This window comes from Methylobacterium sp. Leaf456 (assembly GCF_001425465.1).
Lineage (GTDB): Bacteria > Pseudomonadota > Alphaproteobacteria > Rhizobiales > Beijerinckiaceae > Methylobacterium.
In genome coordinates, this window is record NZ_LMQV01000012.1 from 179,138 (window position 1) to 193,396 (window position 14,259).

Here is a 14,259-nt window from a genome sequence, read left to right on the forward strand (position 1 = left end):
AATGCTCTAGGCCCCTTCCCGTGACGACCCGCACCGCGCTCTACGCCGGATCGTTCGATCCGGTCACCAACGGCCACCTCGACGTGGTCCGCCAAGCCTGTCGCCTCGTGCCGCGGCTGGTGCTGGCCATCGGCGTGCATCCGGGCAAGGCGCCGCTGTTCTCGGCCGAGGAGCGCGCGAGCCTCCTGCGCGAGACCTGCGGGCCGCTCGCCTCCGCCGAGAGCGCCGAACTGGAGGTCGTCACCTTCGACGATCTCGCCGTCTCGGCCGCGCGCCGCTGCGGCGCCAAGCTGTTCATCCGGGGCCTGCGCGACGGCACCGATCTCGATTACGAGATGCAGCTCGCCGGCATGAACAGCGCGATGGCGCCCGAGGTCCAGACCGTGTTCCTGCCGGCTTCCACCGGCGTGCGGCCGATCACCGCCACCCTGGTCCGCCAGATCGCCGCCATGGGCGGCGACGTCACCCCCTTCGTGCCGCCGGCCGTCGCCGCGCGGCTCTCGGCGCGCTTTGCCAAAGCCTGAACTTACGGAGCCATCATCCGCATGAACCGCCGCCACGCCGTCCTCGGCCTCGCCCTCAGCGCGACCCTCGCCTTCGCCGCCCCCGCGCTCGCCGGCGAGAACACCGTCAACCTCGAGACGAAGGACGGGAAGATCACGATCGAGCTGCGGCCCGAGATCGCCCCGAAGCACGTCAAGCAGCTCAAGACGCTGATCTCCCAGGGCTTCTACGACGGCCTGAAGTTCCACCGCGTCATCGACGGCTTCATGGCCCAGACCGGCGACCCGAAGGGCAACGGCACCGGCGGCTCCTCGCTGCCCAACATCCCGGCGGAATTCTCCTCGGCTCCGTTCAAGCGCGGCACCGTGGGCATGGCCCGCTCGGGCGAGCCGAACTCGGCCAATTCCCAGTTCTTCATCTGCCTCGGCGACGCGGACTTCCTGAACAACAACTACACCGTGGTCGGCGTGGTCACCTCGGGCATGGACGTGGTCGACAAGATCAAGAAGGGCTCCAAGGGCAACAACGGCTCGGTGCAGGACCCGGACAAGATCGTGAAGATGACGCTGGCGAAATGATCCAGCTTGGAGGCGAGCGATAAGCGTCCCGGCGCATCGGGCTGCCGTCCTGGCCATCGCCCTGCTCTGGCCGGGCGGGGCCGATGCGCTCGGCACGCTTGAACCCTGGCGCACGCTGCCGCAAACCCTGCGGGGCACGCTGCGGGTGCCGCTGCTCGCGGGCGAGACCGAGCCGGGCCCGATCGACACGTTGAAGGCGCTGTTTCCGGCGCTCGCTGCCTGCTGGGAGGCGCCCGAGGGGCTGGCCAAGTTCGAGCGCACCGAGATCACGGCGCGCCTGAGCCTTCGCCGGGACGGCTCGGTGATCGGCACGCCGCGGATCACCTTCTCGAAGACGCCGGGCGACGATAAGGCCCGGGACATCCTGATCCGGGCGACGCTCGACGCGATCGCCCGCTGCACACCGGTCCGGCTCACGCCGGGCCTGGGCGGTGCCATCGCGGGGCGCCCCCTGGCGCTGCGCTTCATCTACGACGGACCCAGAGGACAGGGAATCTAACCCATGGCAGACACCAACGAGACGTTCGTCCTCGAGACGACCAAGGGCCGCGTCGTCATCGCGCTGCGCCCCGACCTCGCCCCGAACCATGTCGAGCGCATCAAGACGCTGGCGGGCCAGGGCTTCTACGACGGCGTGCCGTTCCACCGCGTCATCGACGGCTTCATGGCCCAGACCGGTGACCCGACCGGCACCGGCTCGGGCGGCTCGGAGCTGCCGGACCTGAACGCCGAGTTCAACGCCGAGCCGCACGTGCGCGGCACCTGCTCGATGGCCCGCACCAACTTCCCGCACTCGGCCAACTCGCAGTTCTTCATCTGCTTCTCGGACGCCCGCTTCCTCGACCGCCAGTACACGGTGTGGGGCAAGGTGATCGAGGGCATGGACGTGGTCGACACGATCAAGCGCGGCGAGCCCGTGCGCGAGCCCGACCGGATCGTGAAGGCCACCATCGCGGCGGCCTGATTTTTTTCTTTTGGGATTATGCGGCGCCGGGTTTTCGCCCGGCGCCGCTTTCGTTTTCAGCCTTTCGACGCGGTTCGGCTCATCCGCCTCGCAAGAAATCCGCGATCAGCGCGGGGGCGGCCGTGTCGAAGCCGACCACGTCGAGCATGCCGGGATCGTCCGGGTCGGCGATGCTGAAGCCGTTGGAGACGAGCCCCACGACCACGAGCCTCGCCGGAATCCCGGTCTTCTCCCGGTATTCGCGCAGGGCCTCGACCGGGTGGACCGGGCCGGCCCAGGTCTCCGAGTCCGTGTAGATCACGAACGCGTCGGCCTGCACGCCCCGCTCCAGCGACCAACGCATCGGCAGCGCGCAGTCGGTGGTGCTGAAGGGCAGGCCCTCCGTCACCGCCACCGCCTGATCGAGCCGCATCGACGGCCCGAGCGGCAGGGCGGTCAGACCGTCGGCCACGCGCCGGCCGCCGGTGAAGCCGACCACCTGCCAGCTTTCCTCGGTCGCCGCGGTGACGAGCGCCATCGCGGCGGCCGCCTCCCGCGGCGTCAGGGCCGAGCCCGCGACCGAGCCGGACGCCATCGAGCCCGACACGTCGAGCGCCAGGACGAGGCGCTGGCCCGTCGGCTCAACCGCCGCGAAGGCGGTGTAGAACGCGGCGTTCAGTGCCTCGACGATGGCACCGACTGGCTCCCAGGAGAGCCGGCCGCGCTGGCCGCACCCCGACGCGTAGGTCTTGAGCGCCACCAGCAGCGCCATCGGGTGCAGGCGCGCCTTCAACAGGCGCTCCCGGTCCGCGAGAACGGACACGACGTGCCCGGTCCCCGCCGAGAAGGGCGCAAGCGCCCCCGACGCGGTGAGCCGGCCGAGCTGGCGCACGAGGGCGCCGACCGGCATGCGCTCGATCAGGGCCTCGTTCACCGCGCGGCTCGTCATCAGCCCGGTCGGCAAAGCCTCCCAGGGCAGCCCGTGCGAGCGCACCTGCGCCGCCGCGAAGGCGCCGTCGACGCCTTCCGACTGGACGGCGGCGAAGGCGTGGATCAGCGCAGGCGCGTCCTCGGCAAGTGTGCCGCGGCAGATCCAGTCGAACAGCGCCTTGCGGGCGGGCTCGTCCGTCTCCGGGTGAGCCAGCCGCAGCAGGTCGCGGTGCGACCAGCCACCCCGCTGCCGGTACTTGACCGCCTGGTAGGCGAGCGCCTCCACCGGTCGCGCCCGGTACCACTCGCCGACCGCGCGGCGCAGGCCCCGGCCCCAGCCGCGCATCGCCTCGACGGCGTCGGCGAACTGAAACAGGTGCGTGCCGGTGCGGCAGACACGGGGCAGGGCGGCGAGCGCGAGGCGGCGCGTCGCATCCGCTTCCGCGGAGGCCGCGAGCGCGAGGGCGAAGATCGCCGGGTCCTGCTTCGGCGCCCGGCCCGCCTCGCTCACCGCGACGATCGTGGCGACCGCCCGCGCACCGTCCTCGGCGATGCAGCGCATCACGGCCGCGGCATTCTCCCGCGTCAGCGCCCGCTCGCCCGCATAGTACGAGCCGCCCTCGCTGCCGAGCACGAGGAAGCGGTCGAGCCGCGTCCAGTCGCTGATCGCGAAGGCATGGCCGCCGGCCGAATTCGGCACGGTGCGGGGAATCGGCTCCGACTGCGGATTGCGCCGGAGCGAGAACAGCTTGCCGTAGTTCAACATCACTCGCTCCTTCTCTGCAACGGGGCGCCGATGGGCGACCCGTGCTTCGTTGCGGCCGCGCGGTCGTGGGATGGGAGAGGGATTCCGGACGCCTCGCGGCGCCCTCGGGAGTCGAACCCTGGAGGCCAGTTAACCCTCGCCCTTCGGCCCGCGCGGCCTGACCATTTTTCTAATGTGCGATTGCAATCGGCTCTGCGGGCGTGGGTGCCGGGGACGGGAAGACTGAGCTACGGGCCGTGCGGCCCGGCGGAATTCGAATCCGCGACCTCCGCGAGAAAGACGCGCGGCGCTCTACCGATGACCGTCCCCGATCGGCCCGCAGGGCCGTCGGGATCATGGGAGGGGAGGGGTGAATCCGGCTCGTCGCCAAGGGAAAGGCGATGCGGCGGTCACGCAGGCATGGGGCAACGGACGATCGTGTCCTTGCGGACACCGGGCCTGACATCCAAAGACGTAGGAGACCGATTTAACAGATCACCGTCCGCTATCGGCCCGCGCGGCCGATTGGACTACCGGATCGTGGCCGCTCATGACCCGGACGGGTGCAGGCGGCGACGCTGAGATCGCTTCTATACATGCCATGCTCCGTCGAGGCGGGGCCGAAAGGGGACGCGGGCGTGAAACGAGGCGATCGGGGTTTTCGTTTTGCAGAACGGAGAACCGATCACCCACCGGCCCGCGCCGGTGAAAACAAGTCGAACTGCCGGTCATGAACGATCGAGGTGGACTGGGCATTTCACCCTCGCGGCTCGCGTGCCACGAACGTCCGGTTGGAGCGATAATCTCGGATCACCGGCCCGGCAGGCCGATGGCGGGGTGAGTACGGCCACGCCCCGCCTGCGTCAACCGGAAACTTGAAAATTCTTTCAGTTTCGACCATCTCGTGGCCATGGACCTGTCCCATCCGATCACCCCCGCCCAGATCCGCGCCGGCCGCGGCCTGCTCAAATGGACGCAAGGGGTGCTGGCCAGTCGCGCCAGCGTCTCCGTGGTGACGCTCAACATGATCGAGAGCGATCAGGTCGCACCGCGGATCCGGACGCTGGCCTCGATCCGCTCGGTGCTGGAAGGGGAGGGCATCCGCTTCATCGGCAGCGAGAGCGAAGGTTTCGGGGTGATGATGCGGCCGAGGTCCGGTCAGGAAGAAGCGTCCCGAGGTCCGAGTCCCAAAGCTCCCAAAAAAACGACGTCGAGTTCCATGCGGGCGGCCGAGTGAGCGCCCGCATCGATCTCAACGCCGATCTCGGCGAGGGTTTCGGGCCCTGGCGCATGGGCGACGATGCGGGGCTGCTCGACATCGTCACCTCGGCCAACGTCGCCTGCGGCTTCCACGCGGGGGACCCCGACATCATGGTCGAGACCGCGACTGCTGCGAAGGCGCGGGGCGTCGCCATCGGGGCGCATCCGGGTTTCTTCGATCTGCGCGGCTTCGGCCGCCTGCGCGTCGGGGAAAGCCCCAAAAAGATCGAGCGCGACGTCGCCTACCAGATCGGCGCGCTCCAGGCCTGCGCGGCGCTCGCGGGCGCCCGCGTCACCCACGTCAAGGCGCACGGGGCGCTGGCCAACCTCTCGAACGAGGACGACGCCATCGCCGAAGCCCTCGCCCGCGCGGTGGCAGGCGTCGATCGTGATCTCGTCCTCATGGTCATGCCGGGGCTCCCCGCCGAGCGGGCGGGCGAGCGCGCGGGCCTGCGGCTGATGCGCGAGGTCTACGCCGACCGGGGTTACTCCGCCGACGGCACCTTGATGCCGCGCGCCATGGCGGGCGCAGTGATCCACGAGGCCGAGGAGGCGGCGAGCCGTGTCGTCCGCATGGTCGGCGAGAGCGCCGTCTTCACGGGCGACGGCCGGAGGATTCCGGTCGCGATCGACACCGTCTGCGTCCACGGCGACAACCCGGCGGCGCTCACGATGGCGCGCGCGGTGCGCACCAAATTGGAAGCCGCCGGTTTGTCCATCCGACCCTTCGCGGAGCCGTGACGGCTCATGCCGCAATGCGGCATGATACGAGGGATCGAAAAAGCTCGGCTCACGGTTTCTTGAGCGGCGGCGCCCCACGGGACGGTGCCGAGCGTGGCAGCGTCGGGACATCCGGGCCGATATGAAAAAGTTCACCACCGGCGACGGCTTCGTCGTCCCGCCCCGTCCTACCCGGATCGCCGCAGCCGAGACGCCGGGCGCCCCGTTCGCCTCCTCCATGGTCGTGTTCGCGATCATCGTCGCGGGCCTCTATCTCGGCCGCGAGGTGCTGATCCCGATCGCCATCGCGGCGCTGCTGTCCTTCGTGCTCGGACCGCTGGTGAACCTGCTGCGCCGTCTGCGGCTCGGCCGCTTCGTCGCGGTGCTGGCGGCGGTTCTGTTCGCGACCGGCATCATCGGCGCCCTCACGACGGTGATCGGCGTGCAGGTCGCCGAACTCGTCCAGGACGTGCCGCGCTATCAGGTCACGATCGAGAAGAAGATCCAGGGCCTGCGCGAGGGCTCGCTCGGCCGCACCATGGACTACATCGCCAACATGAACCGGGCGATCCACCAAGGTGGCGCCGAGGACGGCAAGGAGGAGGCCGAGCGGGCCAAGCGCGAGCAGCAGGCCAAGGAGCAGCAGGCTCGGGAACAGGCGCGCAAGGATCCCTCGGCCCGCAGCGCCAAGCCCGAGCCGGAACCCGCCAAGCCGATGCTGGTCCAAGTGGAGGAGCGCCGCCCGAGCCCGCTGGAACTCGCCACCACCGTGCTCTCACCCGTCATGCAGCCCCTCGCTACCGCGGGCATCGTCGTGATCGTGCTGCTGTTCGTGCTGATGCAGCGCGAGGACCTGCGCGACCGGCTGATCCGCCTCGCCGGCTCCAGCGACCTCCACCGCACGACCGTGGCGATGGACGACGCGGCGCGGCGCCTGTCGCGCTACTTCCTCGGCCAGCTCGCCCTCAACACCGCCTTCGGCGTCGTGATCGGCCTCGGCCTCTGGATCATCGGCGTGCCCAACCCCGTGCTGTGGGCGATCTTTTCCGCGACCATGCGGTTCGTGCCGTATATCGGCGCCGTCCTCTCGGCGATCCTGCCGCTGGCGCTCGCCGCCGCGGTCGATCCCGGCTGGGGCATGGTGCTGGCCACCCTGATCCTGTTCGCGGTGATCGAGCCGCTGGTCGGGCACGTGATCGAGCCCCTGGTCTACGGTCACTCGACCGGGCTCTCGCCGTTCTCGGTGCTGATCTCGGCCCTGTTCTGGACGTGGCTGTGGGGGCCGGTCGGCCTGCTGCTCTCGACGCCGCTCACCGTCTGCCTCGTCGTGCTTGGGCGCCACGTCGACCGGCTCGAATTCCTAGACGTGCTGTTCAGCAACCGCCCGGCGCTGACCCCGGTCGAGAATTTCTATCAGCGCATGCTCGCCGACGACCCCGAGGAGGCGCAGGAGCATGCGGAGATGATCCTGCAGGAATGCTCGCTCTCGGCCTATTACGACGACGTCGTGCTGAAAGGCCTCGAACTCGCCGCCCGCGACGCGGCGCGCGGCGTGCTGACCCCGGACCAGAAGGCCGACATCCGCACCTCGATCACCGCGCTCGTCGAGGATCTGGAGGCGCGCGAGGACGGGCTGCCCGAGCCCGACAAGTCGGCCAAGCTGATCCCGGCGAAGGATGACGACATCGCCTGCTCGTCCGAGCCGATCCCCGACCCGTCCCCCGACGACCTGTCCGAGGCGTGGCGGCGGGAGGGGGCGGTGCTGCTCGTCTCGGGGAGAGGCTTCCTCGACGGCGCGGCCACGGCCATCGCCGACCAGCTCCTGCGCAAGCGCGGATTCGGCACGCGGCAGGTGCCGTTTGCCGAGGTGGCGCGGGTGCGCCTCGACGACTGGGATCCCGGCACGCCGCAGGCGGTCTGCGTGATCTCGCTGGCGCTGTCGGGCGAGCCGACGCATCTGAGCCGCCTTGTCAGCCGCCTGCGGCGCAAGCTCGACGCGGTGCCGCTGGTCGCCGGCCTGTGGCGCCTCGACGAGCCGATGCTGTCGGACGAAAGCCTGCGGGCCAAGCTCGGCGCCGACGACCACGTCACCTCGCTGCGCGACCTCGTCGAGACCGTGCTGACGCTCGCTCGCAACGGTACCGCGCGGGAACCCGAGCGTCGCGAGGCCGCCGTCCCGCCGCGTCAGGCGCTCCCGGAGGCGGTCTGAGCCCGCAATCGGAGGATCGGCGGGCTCAACCGGGTTGACGCGGCGGCCTCGCGGCGGCTTCGATCACCGGGCAGCAGGAGGCCGCCCCTTCGATGAGCGTCGTCGATCTCGCCCGGTTCATGGAAGACCTCGCCACCCAGTCCGGAGCGGCGATCCTGCCGTTCTTCCGGGCGCATTTCGGCCTGGACGACAAATCCCACGGCACCGGCCGCGCCTTCGACCCCGTGACAGAGGCCGACCGCGCCGCGGAAGTCGTGATGCGGCGGATGATCCAGGACCGGTTTCCCGGTCATGGCATTTTGGGCGAGGAGTTCGGCGCCGAGCGGACGGATGCCGAATGCGTCTGGGTGCTCGATCCGATCGACGGCACCCGCGCCTTCATCGCTGGCCTGCCGACCTGGGGCACGCTGATCGGCCTGACCCATCATGGCGCGGCGGTGCGCGGGCTGATGCACCAGCCTTACCTGGGTGAGCGCTTCCTCGGCGACGGCAAGACCGCGAGCGTGCGCAGCCCCAAGGGCGAGCGCCCGCTCCACACCCGCCGCTGCGACGCGCTGTCGAGCGCCATCCTCGCCACCACCGATCCGCGCCTGTTTGCGGACGGCGAAGAGGCCGAGCGCTACCGCGCGGTCGAGGGCGCGGTGAAGATGTCCCGCTACGGGGCCGATTGCTACGCCTATTGCATGCTGGCGGCGGGCCAGATCGACCTTGTGGTGGAAGCCGGACTCAAGCCCTACGACATCGTCGCGCTGATCCCGATCGTCGAGGGCGCGGGCGGCGTCGTCACCGCCTGGGACGGCGGCCCGGCCACCGGCGGCGGCCGGATCGTGGCGGCGGGCAGCCCGCGCCTGCACGAGGCGGCGCTGAAGCGGCTCAACCCGTAAAGACAGTTCGGACGCGGCCCTCGACGGTCCCGATCGACCATGACACTCGACCAGTTGCGCATCTTCGTGGCGGTGGCCGAGCGCCAGCACGTCACGCGGGCCGCCGAATCGCTCAACCTCGTCCAGTCGGCGGTGAGTTCGGCCGTCACCGCTCTGGAGGGCCGGCACGCCGTCAAGCTGTTCCATCGAGTCGGCCGGGGCATCGAGCTGACCGAGGCCGGCCGGCATTTCCTGCCCGAGGCTCGCGCGGTGCTGGCCCGCGCCGAGGCGGCCGAACAGGTGCTTGCCGACCTCAGCGGCCTGCGCCGCGGCACGCTCGCGCTGCGAGCGAGCCAGACCATCGCCGGCCATTGGCTGCCCCGCCACCTCGTCGCCTTCCGCGCGGCCTATCCGGACATCGTCCTGCGGCTGGGGATCGGCAACACCGCGGAGGCCGCCGAGGCGGTCCGGACGGGAACAGCGGAACTCGGCTTCGTGGAGGGCGCGGTCGAGGATGCGAGCCTTTCCAGCCACGTGGTCGCGCAGGATCGCCTCGTCCTCGTCGTGCCGCCCGGCCATCCGCTCGCCGGTTGCCCGCGGCCGGGGCCGTCGGACCTCGCGGCGAGCGCCTGGGTGCTGCGTGAGCCCGGCTCGGGCACGCGCTCCGCCTTCGAGGCGGCGCTCGCCGACGCCGGCCTCGCGCCGGATCGACTCGCCGTGGCGCTGGAGCTGCCCTCCAACGAGGCGGTGCTCGCCGCCGTCGCGGCGGGGGCCGGGGCGAGCGTGCTATCGGAGGCGGTGGTGGCCGGCGCGGTCGCGGCCGGCACGCTGGTGGCCGTTCCGTTCGCGCTGCCGACCCGCACCTTCCGGGCGCTGCGCCACAAGGAGCGCTACCGCAGCCGCGCCGCGGACGCGCTCCTGGCCCTGATGGGTCAGGCGGACGGCTGAACTTTTCCGGCGTCAGGCGATGCCGAGGAGGTGGATCAGGCCGAGGCTGATGGCCGTGAGGGCGACGAGCGAGGCGACGACCGCGAGGGTGACGCGCGGACCCGCCTTGGCGACGCTGCGCACATCGACCCCGAGGCCCAACGCCGCCATCGAGACCACGGTCAGCACGTTGGCCGCCCCGGCCATCGGCGCCAGCGCGGCGGCAGGGATGAGATTCGCCGAGCGCAAGCCCGCCAGCGCCAGGAAGGCGAGGATGAACCAGGGCACCAAGTGGTGGAGCGCGAGGTCGCCCGCAGCCGGCTGCCGCCCGGCCGCGCCTCGGCCTTCGCAAAGGCGGCGTCCGCCGAGAGAGAGCGCCAGCACGACCGGGCCGAGCATCAGGACGCGCACCAGCTTGACCAGCGTGCCGACCTGGACGCTGAGCGCGGCGACGGGCGCAGTCGCGGCCAGAACCTGCGGCACGGCATAGACCGTCAGCCCGGCGAGCACGCCGTACTGCATCGGCGAGAGGCCGAGCAGCGGCACCAGCAGCGGCAGGCCGAGCACCACGAGCACGCCGAGCACCGCCGTGAAGGCGATGGACGAGGCGACGTCCTCGCCATCGGCGTGGATGACCGGCGCCGTGGCGGCGATGGCCGAGTTGCCGCAGATGGAGTTGCCGCAGGCCACGAGGATCGCGAGCCGCGGGGCCAGCCCGAGGGCGCGGCCGATGCCGTAGCTTGCCGCGATGGCTGAGGCCACGACCGCCGCGATGCCGACGAGCAGGCCGGGACCGGCCGCGAGCAACGTTCCGAGGCTGAGCGAGGCGCCGAGCAGGACGACGGCGATCTCAAGGACGGTCTTGGCGCCGAAGGCGATGCCGGGGGCGCAACGCGCACCGGGATTCCAGAGCGTGCGCAGGGCCGTGCCGAGCACGATGGCCAGGACCAGCGCCTCCAGCCAAGCCCGGCCGAACAGCCGCATCTCCACCACCTCCAGCCCGATGGCGGCGCCGGTCACGGTCAGGCAGAGGACGAGGCCCGGCAGGATGCGGCGCAGGGCGGTCGCGCGTCTCTCCGGCAGGGGGTGGGGCATGTCGCTCTCACGGCGAGGATAGGGCTGGCCTATCTTCACCCACCGAATGAAATCACTCCAACAGAACGTTTCGAATGTTCTGTTCTGAATTTTCGATCGAATATCTGCCGCAGGCGCGAAATCACCTTCAGGCGACGGCCCGCGCCTGGCCGGATATCCCTTGCGCCGGGAGCGCGTGCCCCGGCACGAATGCGTCGAACGCCGCCCAGAAGTCGGCCCGCACCGTGTCGCACTCGGTCAGGATTTCATGCCGGGCGCCGGGCAGGACGATGAGGTGGCCGGTCTTGAGGCGCGCGGCGAAGCGCTCGATGGCCGGGGTGCTGCACACGGGGTCGGCGCCCGCGGCCACGATCAGGCAGGGCGTGCGGATGCGCCGGACCGTGGCGGGCTTGGCGAGCGTCCGCATCGCCCGGAAGGCCGAGGCGAGCCACGCGATGGACGGATCGCCGACCGCGCCCGCGCCGACGACGCGGGCGGCCGCCGCATTGCGCGCGTAGCGGTTCGGATCGGTCGAGAGGCGGTTGCCAGTAAACGGCTTCGTCGCGAGCGAATGCGGCTTGCCGAACGGGATGTAGCAGCGCCCGAGACCGAGCCGGTGAAGCCCGCGCGCCAGCACCGAAACGCAAGCAGGCCAGCGCACCATGCGGATCGCCAGCATCGGCGCGACGGTGACGAGGCGGCGGAACGGCAGCCAGCCCTCCGCCGCGCCGTTGAGCGCCACCGCGCCGCCCATGGAATGGGCAAGCCCGAAATGCGGCTCGGGCATGGAGGGCACCATCACCTGCTCCGCCACCGCTAGAAGATCGAGCCGATAGTCGTCGAAGTGGCGGACATGGCCCTTGTGCGCGTCGCGCACCTGCCGACCGGAATCGCCCTGGCCGCGCCAATCGAAGGCGACGACGCAGAAGCCGCGGGCGCGCAGCTCCTGGATCGTCTCGTAGTACTTCTCGATGAACTCGGCCCGACCCTGGAGCAGGCAGACCGTGCCCTTCACGGTCCGCGCGGTCGGGCGCCACGTCGCGGCGCGCAAGGGAACGCCGTCGGCGGTCTCGACCGGCACGAGCCGGGCGCCCGGCGGGACGGGCAGGCCGGGGATGGGTCGCAGCGTCAGCACGTGCAGATCATCCCCGCGTAGCAACCGCAAAATCTTCGAAGCCGCGCTCTTGCGCGGTTTTCGAGACCCACCAATATCACGGATGCGCCGGCCGATACGGCGGCGCGAAGGTTCGGCCCTCGGGCGGACCCGACCATACACAGCATGTTGCTTCTCTTGGAGGATATGTGATGCGTCAGTTCGACTTGGCTCCCCTGTACCGTTCCACCGTCGGCTTCGACCGCCTGTTCGCGGCCCTCGACGGGTTCGTGAGCGCGGAAGCCGCCCCGACCTACCCGCCCTACAACATCGAGCGCACCGCCGAGAACGTCTACCGCGTGACGGTGGCCGTGGCTGGCTTCACCGAGTCCGACCTCTCGATCGAGGTGAAGGAGAACGCCCTCACCATCAAGGGCGAGCGCCAGCCGGCCGACAACAAGGCCGAAATCCTGCACCAGGGCATCGCCGCCCGCGCCTTCGAGCGCCGCTTCCAACTCGCCGACCACGTCCAAGTGACCGGGGCGAGCCTGGAGAACGGCCTCCTCCACGTCGATCTCGTCCGCGAGGTCCCGGAGGCGAAGAAGCCGCGCCGCATCGAGATCGCCGGCCGCGCGTCGAGCCAGCCGGTGATCGAGGGCAAGGTCCACCAGCAGGCCGCGTAATCTCAGCGGTCACCCGTTCAGGGGAGCGCCTCGGCCGAAAGGCCGGGGCGTTTTCGTTCGCAGGATGTCTAATAGTGAAATTAGATCAACGTATCTGATCTTACTTCGATCTACCCGAAAAAGCACTTTCTTTATAATGTGGTAAAAGCACTTTCCGTCTTGTTCCGGTTGTATATTTCAGTATTATGAAGTAAGTTATAAGGTCTCTGAAATCTTTTGATACATTTGAAAGCCCATTCAATCCCGCAAGAGCTACCTCGTATTGTGATAGCTGTCCTCTTACCAAATTTCCGTAAGAAAATTTCTCTTCTTCTGTAATGTTGGGCTCGTTTTTTATCCTGTAAAGTATTGTAAAAAAAGCCTGAAATACGGACCAAGCGTATTTTCTGATCTTGCGTGTATCGTCTTTTCGTATATTGTTGTCAGTTCTTTCGTTGTTAACAGTGTGTCTGGCATCCAGTGTCGAATTTCGACCCACGCTAGTTGAAAGGCCTGAACGCCGTTCCCCGATGTCAGAGGCTTGTTCGCCTGTGGTCTATTAAAAGGTCCAATCGGGAAAACGACACTTCGTCGTCCCAGATAAGACGGGCTATGTGAAAATTGAACCCGATCCCTGGCTTCACCAAACATTCTCAATAGCTCGAAAAATGTTCGGTCAAACTGGTCTTTAGATATTTGTCTTTGCTGCATACGAAGTGTATACAGAGCTGCAGCAGCACCGATGGACGCAAATAAAGAACTTAGTATTCCAAATGAATCTCTCAACTGACCGATCTTTTCGGATTCCCACTCATGGCCAAAAATTTTTGTTATAATCACTTCCTGAAAAACCCAAGTGAGCCATAAAATCAATACGAAAGATATAACTATCCAAAATTGGCGAAACATAATAGCGCTCCCAATCAAATTTAAATATCGCGCTCGCACGTATTGAATGCACTCACAGAAAGCCCTGCTTGGTCAGTCTTGTCTATATGCGATCAAAAATCCCCGAAGCGGTCGTTGCGGCTCGGCTCGTAGCAGGTGAAGCCGACGAAGCAGGCCGGGGTGTCGCGGGCGGGTACGAAGGCGCGGCGGCCGATCTCGGTGGGCTCGCAGAAATTGCGGTCGCGCACGAACCGGTCGTAGGTCTGGCCGCCGGTGCCGAGCACGGCCGCCCCTTGGCGCAGCACCACGTTGCGGGCCTGGGCGCAGGTCATGTCGACGGTCGAGGGGCGCTGCGCGGCGGCGGGGACGAGGCCGGCGGCGAGCAGGGCGGTGGCGAGGGCGAAGCGCATCGGCGGAGTCCGGAGAGAGCGAATTGCTCTCTCAACGGGCAATACTCACGGATGTATCCCGTCGAGATGGGGCAGCAGAACGACGCTCTCCTGCTCGTTCGGATCGGTGCGGGCGATGAGCGCCGTGCAGGGCTCGCTCGAACTCGGATTGTAGGGCAGGTGCGGCACGCCCGCCGGGATGTAGAGATAGTCGCCGGGCTTCACCTCGGCGTGATGCTCCAGCCGCTCGCCCCACCACATTCCGGACGTGCCCGAAAGCGCATAGAGCGCGGTCTCGTGGCCCTCGTGCTTGTGCGCCTTGGCCCGCGCGCCGGGCGGGATCGTCACCATCTGCAGGTGGAGGCCGGTCGCGCCGGCCGATTCCGCCGAGATGCCGGGGGCGTAAAGCAGATCCTGCTTGCCGGTGAACGCCTGGCCCGGCCGCACCACCCGGCAGACGAGTTCGCTCATCGG

The 14,259-nt window shown here is 68.6% G+C and carries 16 protein-coding genes and 1 tRNA gene; 10 read left to right on the plus strand and 7 right to left on the minus strand.

Annotated elements, in window-relative coordinates; all coding sequences use genetic code 11:
- The first annotated feature begins 20 nt into the window (after positions 1 to 20).
- The 4 genes from coaD to ASG52_RS10795 all read left to right on the plus strand — a co-directional run bounded on the left by coaD (position 21) and on the right by ASG52_RS10795 (position 2,046).
- A complete protein-coding gene (gene coaD / locus ASG52_RS10780; RefSeq protein ID WP_056242771.1) occupies positions 21 to 524 on the plus strand; it encodes a pantetheine-phosphate adenylyltransferase in 504 nt (167 codons plus the stop codon).
- A 21-nt stretch (positions 525 to 545) separates the two neighbouring features.
- Positions 546 to 1,082, plus strand: coding sequence for a peptidylprolyl isomerase (locus tag ASG52_RS10785; protein ID WP_056242773.1), 537 nt, complete (start codon positions 546 to 548; stop codon positions 1,080 to 1,082).
- 145 nt (positions 1,083 to 1,227) lie between these two features.
- Positions 1,228 to 1,581, plus strand: a complete 354-nt coding sequence (locus ASG52_RS10790; protein WP_502691045.1) for a UCP034077 family protein — start codon at positions 1,228 to 1,230, stop codon at positions 1,579 to 1,581.
- A gap of 3 nt (positions 1,582 to 1,584) precedes the next feature.
- Complete coding sequence (locus ASG52_RS10795; protein ID WP_056242776.1) at positions 1,585 to 2,046, plus strand: peptidylprolyl isomerase; 462 nt, start codon at positions 1,585 to 1,587, stop codon at positions 2,044 to 2,046.
- Between the two features lie 79 nt (positions 2,047 to 2,125).
- Here ASG52_RS10795 and ASG52_RS10800 read toward each other — a convergent pair whose 3' ends face one another.
- Together ASG52_RS10800 and ASG52_RS27100 are read right to left on the minus strand one after the other, a co-directional pair.
- Entirely contained in the window at positions 2,126 to 3,721 is a 1,596-nt protein-coding gene (locus tag ASG52_RS10800; RefSeq protein WP_056242778.1) for a TROVE domain-containing protein, read from the minus strand.
- A 237-nt stretch (positions 3,722 to 3,958) separates the two neighbouring features.
- Positions 3,959 to 4,041, minus strand: a tRNA-OTHER gene (locus ASG52_RS27100).
- 569 nt (positions 4,042 to 4,610) lie between these two features.
- Here ASG52_RS27100 and ASG52_RS10805 point away from each other — a divergent pair.
- The 5 genes from ASG52_RS10805 (at position 4,611) to ASG52_RS10825 (ending at position 9,700) form a co-directional block, all read left to right on the plus strand.
- Positions 4,611 to 4,937, plus strand: coding sequence for a helix-turn-helix domain-containing protein (locus tag ASG52_RS10805; protein ID WP_056242780.1), 327 nt, complete (start codon positions 4,611 to 4,613; stop codon positions 4,935 to 4,937).
- Positions 4,934 to 5,701, plus strand: a complete 768-nt coding sequence (locus tag ASG52_RS10810; RefSeq protein WP_082552493.1) for a LamB/YcsF family protein — start codon at positions 4,934 to 4,936, stop codon at positions 5,699 to 5,701. The genes ASG52_RS10805 and ASG52_RS10810 overlap by 4 nt, the downstream gene beginning before the upstream one ends.
- A gap of 121 nt (positions 5,702 to 5,822) precedes the next feature.
- Positions 5,823 to 7,889, plus strand: coding sequence for an AI-2E family transporter (locus ASG52_RS10815; protein WP_056242781.1), 2,067 nt, complete (start codon positions 5,823 to 5,825; stop codon positions 7,887 to 7,889).
- Positions 7,890 to 7,981: 92 nt separating this feature from the next.
- Complete coding sequence (hisN, locus tag ASG52_RS10820) at positions 7,982 to 8,773, plus strand: histidinol-phosphatase (RefSeq protein WP_056242783.1); 792 nt, start codon at positions 7,982 to 7,984, stop codon at positions 8,771 to 8,773.
- 39 nt (positions 8,774 to 8,812) lie between these two features.
- Positions 8,813 to 9,700: a LysR substrate-binding domain-containing protein gene (locus ASG52_RS10825; protein ID WP_056242785.1), complete on the plus strand. Its 888-nt coding sequence runs from the start codon at positions 8,813 to 8,815 to the stop codon at positions 9,698 to 9,700.
- A gap of 12 nt (positions 9,701 to 9,712) precedes the next feature.
- On the opposite strand, the gene ASG52_RS10830 is transcribed toward ASG52_RS10825, so the two are convergent.
- Both ASG52_RS10830 and ASG52_RS10835 read right to left on the minus strand, forming a co-directional pair.
- Positions 9,713 to 10,774, minus strand: coding sequence for a YeiH family protein (locus ASG52_RS10830; RefSeq protein ID WP_056242786.1), 1,062 nt, complete (start codon positions 10,772 to 10,774; stop codon positions 9,713 to 9,715).
- A gap of 127 nt (positions 10,775 to 10,901) precedes the next feature.
- Positions 10,902 to 11,888, minus strand: coding sequence for an alpha/beta fold hydrolase (locus tag ASG52_RS10835; RefSeq protein WP_056242788.1), 987 nt, complete (start codon positions 11,886 to 11,888; stop codon positions 10,902 to 10,904).
- Between the two features lie 170 nt (positions 11,889 to 12,058).
- Here ASG52_RS10835 and ASG52_RS10840 point away from each other — a divergent pair, with 170 nt between their 5' ends.
- Positions 12,059 to 12,529: an Hsp20 family protein gene (locus ASG52_RS10840; protein ID WP_056242790.1), complete on the plus strand. Its 471-nt coding sequence runs from the start codon at positions 12,059 to 12,061 to the stop codon at positions 12,527 to 12,529.
- 100 nt (positions 12,530 to 12,629) lie between these two features.
- Here the strand turns inward: ASG52_RS10840 and ASG52_RS28635 are convergent, their stop codons facing one another.
- From ASG52_RS28635 to ASG52_RS10850, 3 genes are all read right to left on the minus strand, one after another.
- On the minus strand, positions 12,630 to 13,007 hold the full coding sequence (locus ASG52_RS28635; protein WP_162249992.1) for a putative phage abortive infection protein: 378 nt from the start codon (positions 13,005 to 13,007) through the stop codon (positions 12,630 to 12,632).
- A gap of 502 nt (positions 13,008 to 13,509) precedes the next feature.
- Positions 13,510 to 13,806 (minus strand): hypothetical protein, encoded by a 297-nt coding sequence (locus ASG52_RS10845; protein ID WP_056242792.1) that lies wholly within the window; start codon positions 13,804 to 13,806, stop codon positions 13,510 to 13,512.
- Positions 13,807 to 13,851: 45 nt separating this feature from the next.
- A complete protein-coding gene (locus tag ASG52_RS10850; protein WP_056242793.1) occupies positions 13,852 to 14,256 on the minus strand; it encodes a cupin domain-containing protein in 405 nt (134 codons plus the stop codon).
- Positions 14,257 to 14,259 lie beyond the last annotated feature (3 nt).

Coding starts and splice junctions, on each gene's coding strand:
- ASG52_RS10785 (WP_056242773.1), top strand. CDS start 546: ATGAACCGCCGCCACGCCGTCCTCGGCCTCGCCCTCAGCGCGACCCTC.
- ASG52_RS10795 (WP_056242776.1), top strand. CDS start 1,585: ATGGCAGACACCAACGAGACGTTCGTCCTCGAGACGACCAAGGGCCGC.
- ASG52_RS10800 (WP_056242778.1), bottom strand. CDS start 3,721: ATGTTGAACTACGGCAAGCTGTTCTCGCTCCGGCGCAATCCGCAGTCG.
- ASG52_RS10805 (WP_056242780.1), top strand. CDS start 4,611: ATGGACCTGTCCCATCCGATCACCCCCGCCCAGATCCGCGCCGGCCGC.
- ASG52_RS10815 (WP_056242781.1), top strand. CDS start 5,823: ATGAAAAAGTTCACCACCGGCGACGGCTTCGTCGTCCCGCCCCGTCCT.
- hisN (WP_056242783.1), top strand. CDS start 7,982: ATGAGCGTCGTCGATCTCGCCCGGTTCATGGAAGACCTCGCCACCCAG.
- ASG52_RS10825 (WP_056242785.1), top strand. CDS start 8,813: ATGACACTCGACCAGTTGCGCATCTTCGTGGCGGTGGCCGAGCGCCAG.
- ASG52_RS10830 (WP_056242786.1), bottom strand. CDS start 10,774: ATGCCCCACCCCCTGCCGGAGAGACGCGCGACCGCCCTGCGCCGCATC.
- ASG52_RS10840 (WP_056242790.1), top strand. CDS start 12,059: ATGCGTCAGTTCGACTTGGCTCCCCTGTACCGTTCCACCGTCGGCTTC.
- ASG52_RS10845 (WP_056242792.1), bottom strand. CDS start 13,806: ATGCGCTTCGCCCTCGCCACCGCCCTGCTCGCCGCCGGCCTCGTCCCC.
- ASG52_RS10850 (WP_056242793.1), bottom strand. CDS start 14,256: ATGAGCGAACTCGTCTGCCGGGTGGTGCGGCCGGGCCAGGCGTTCACC.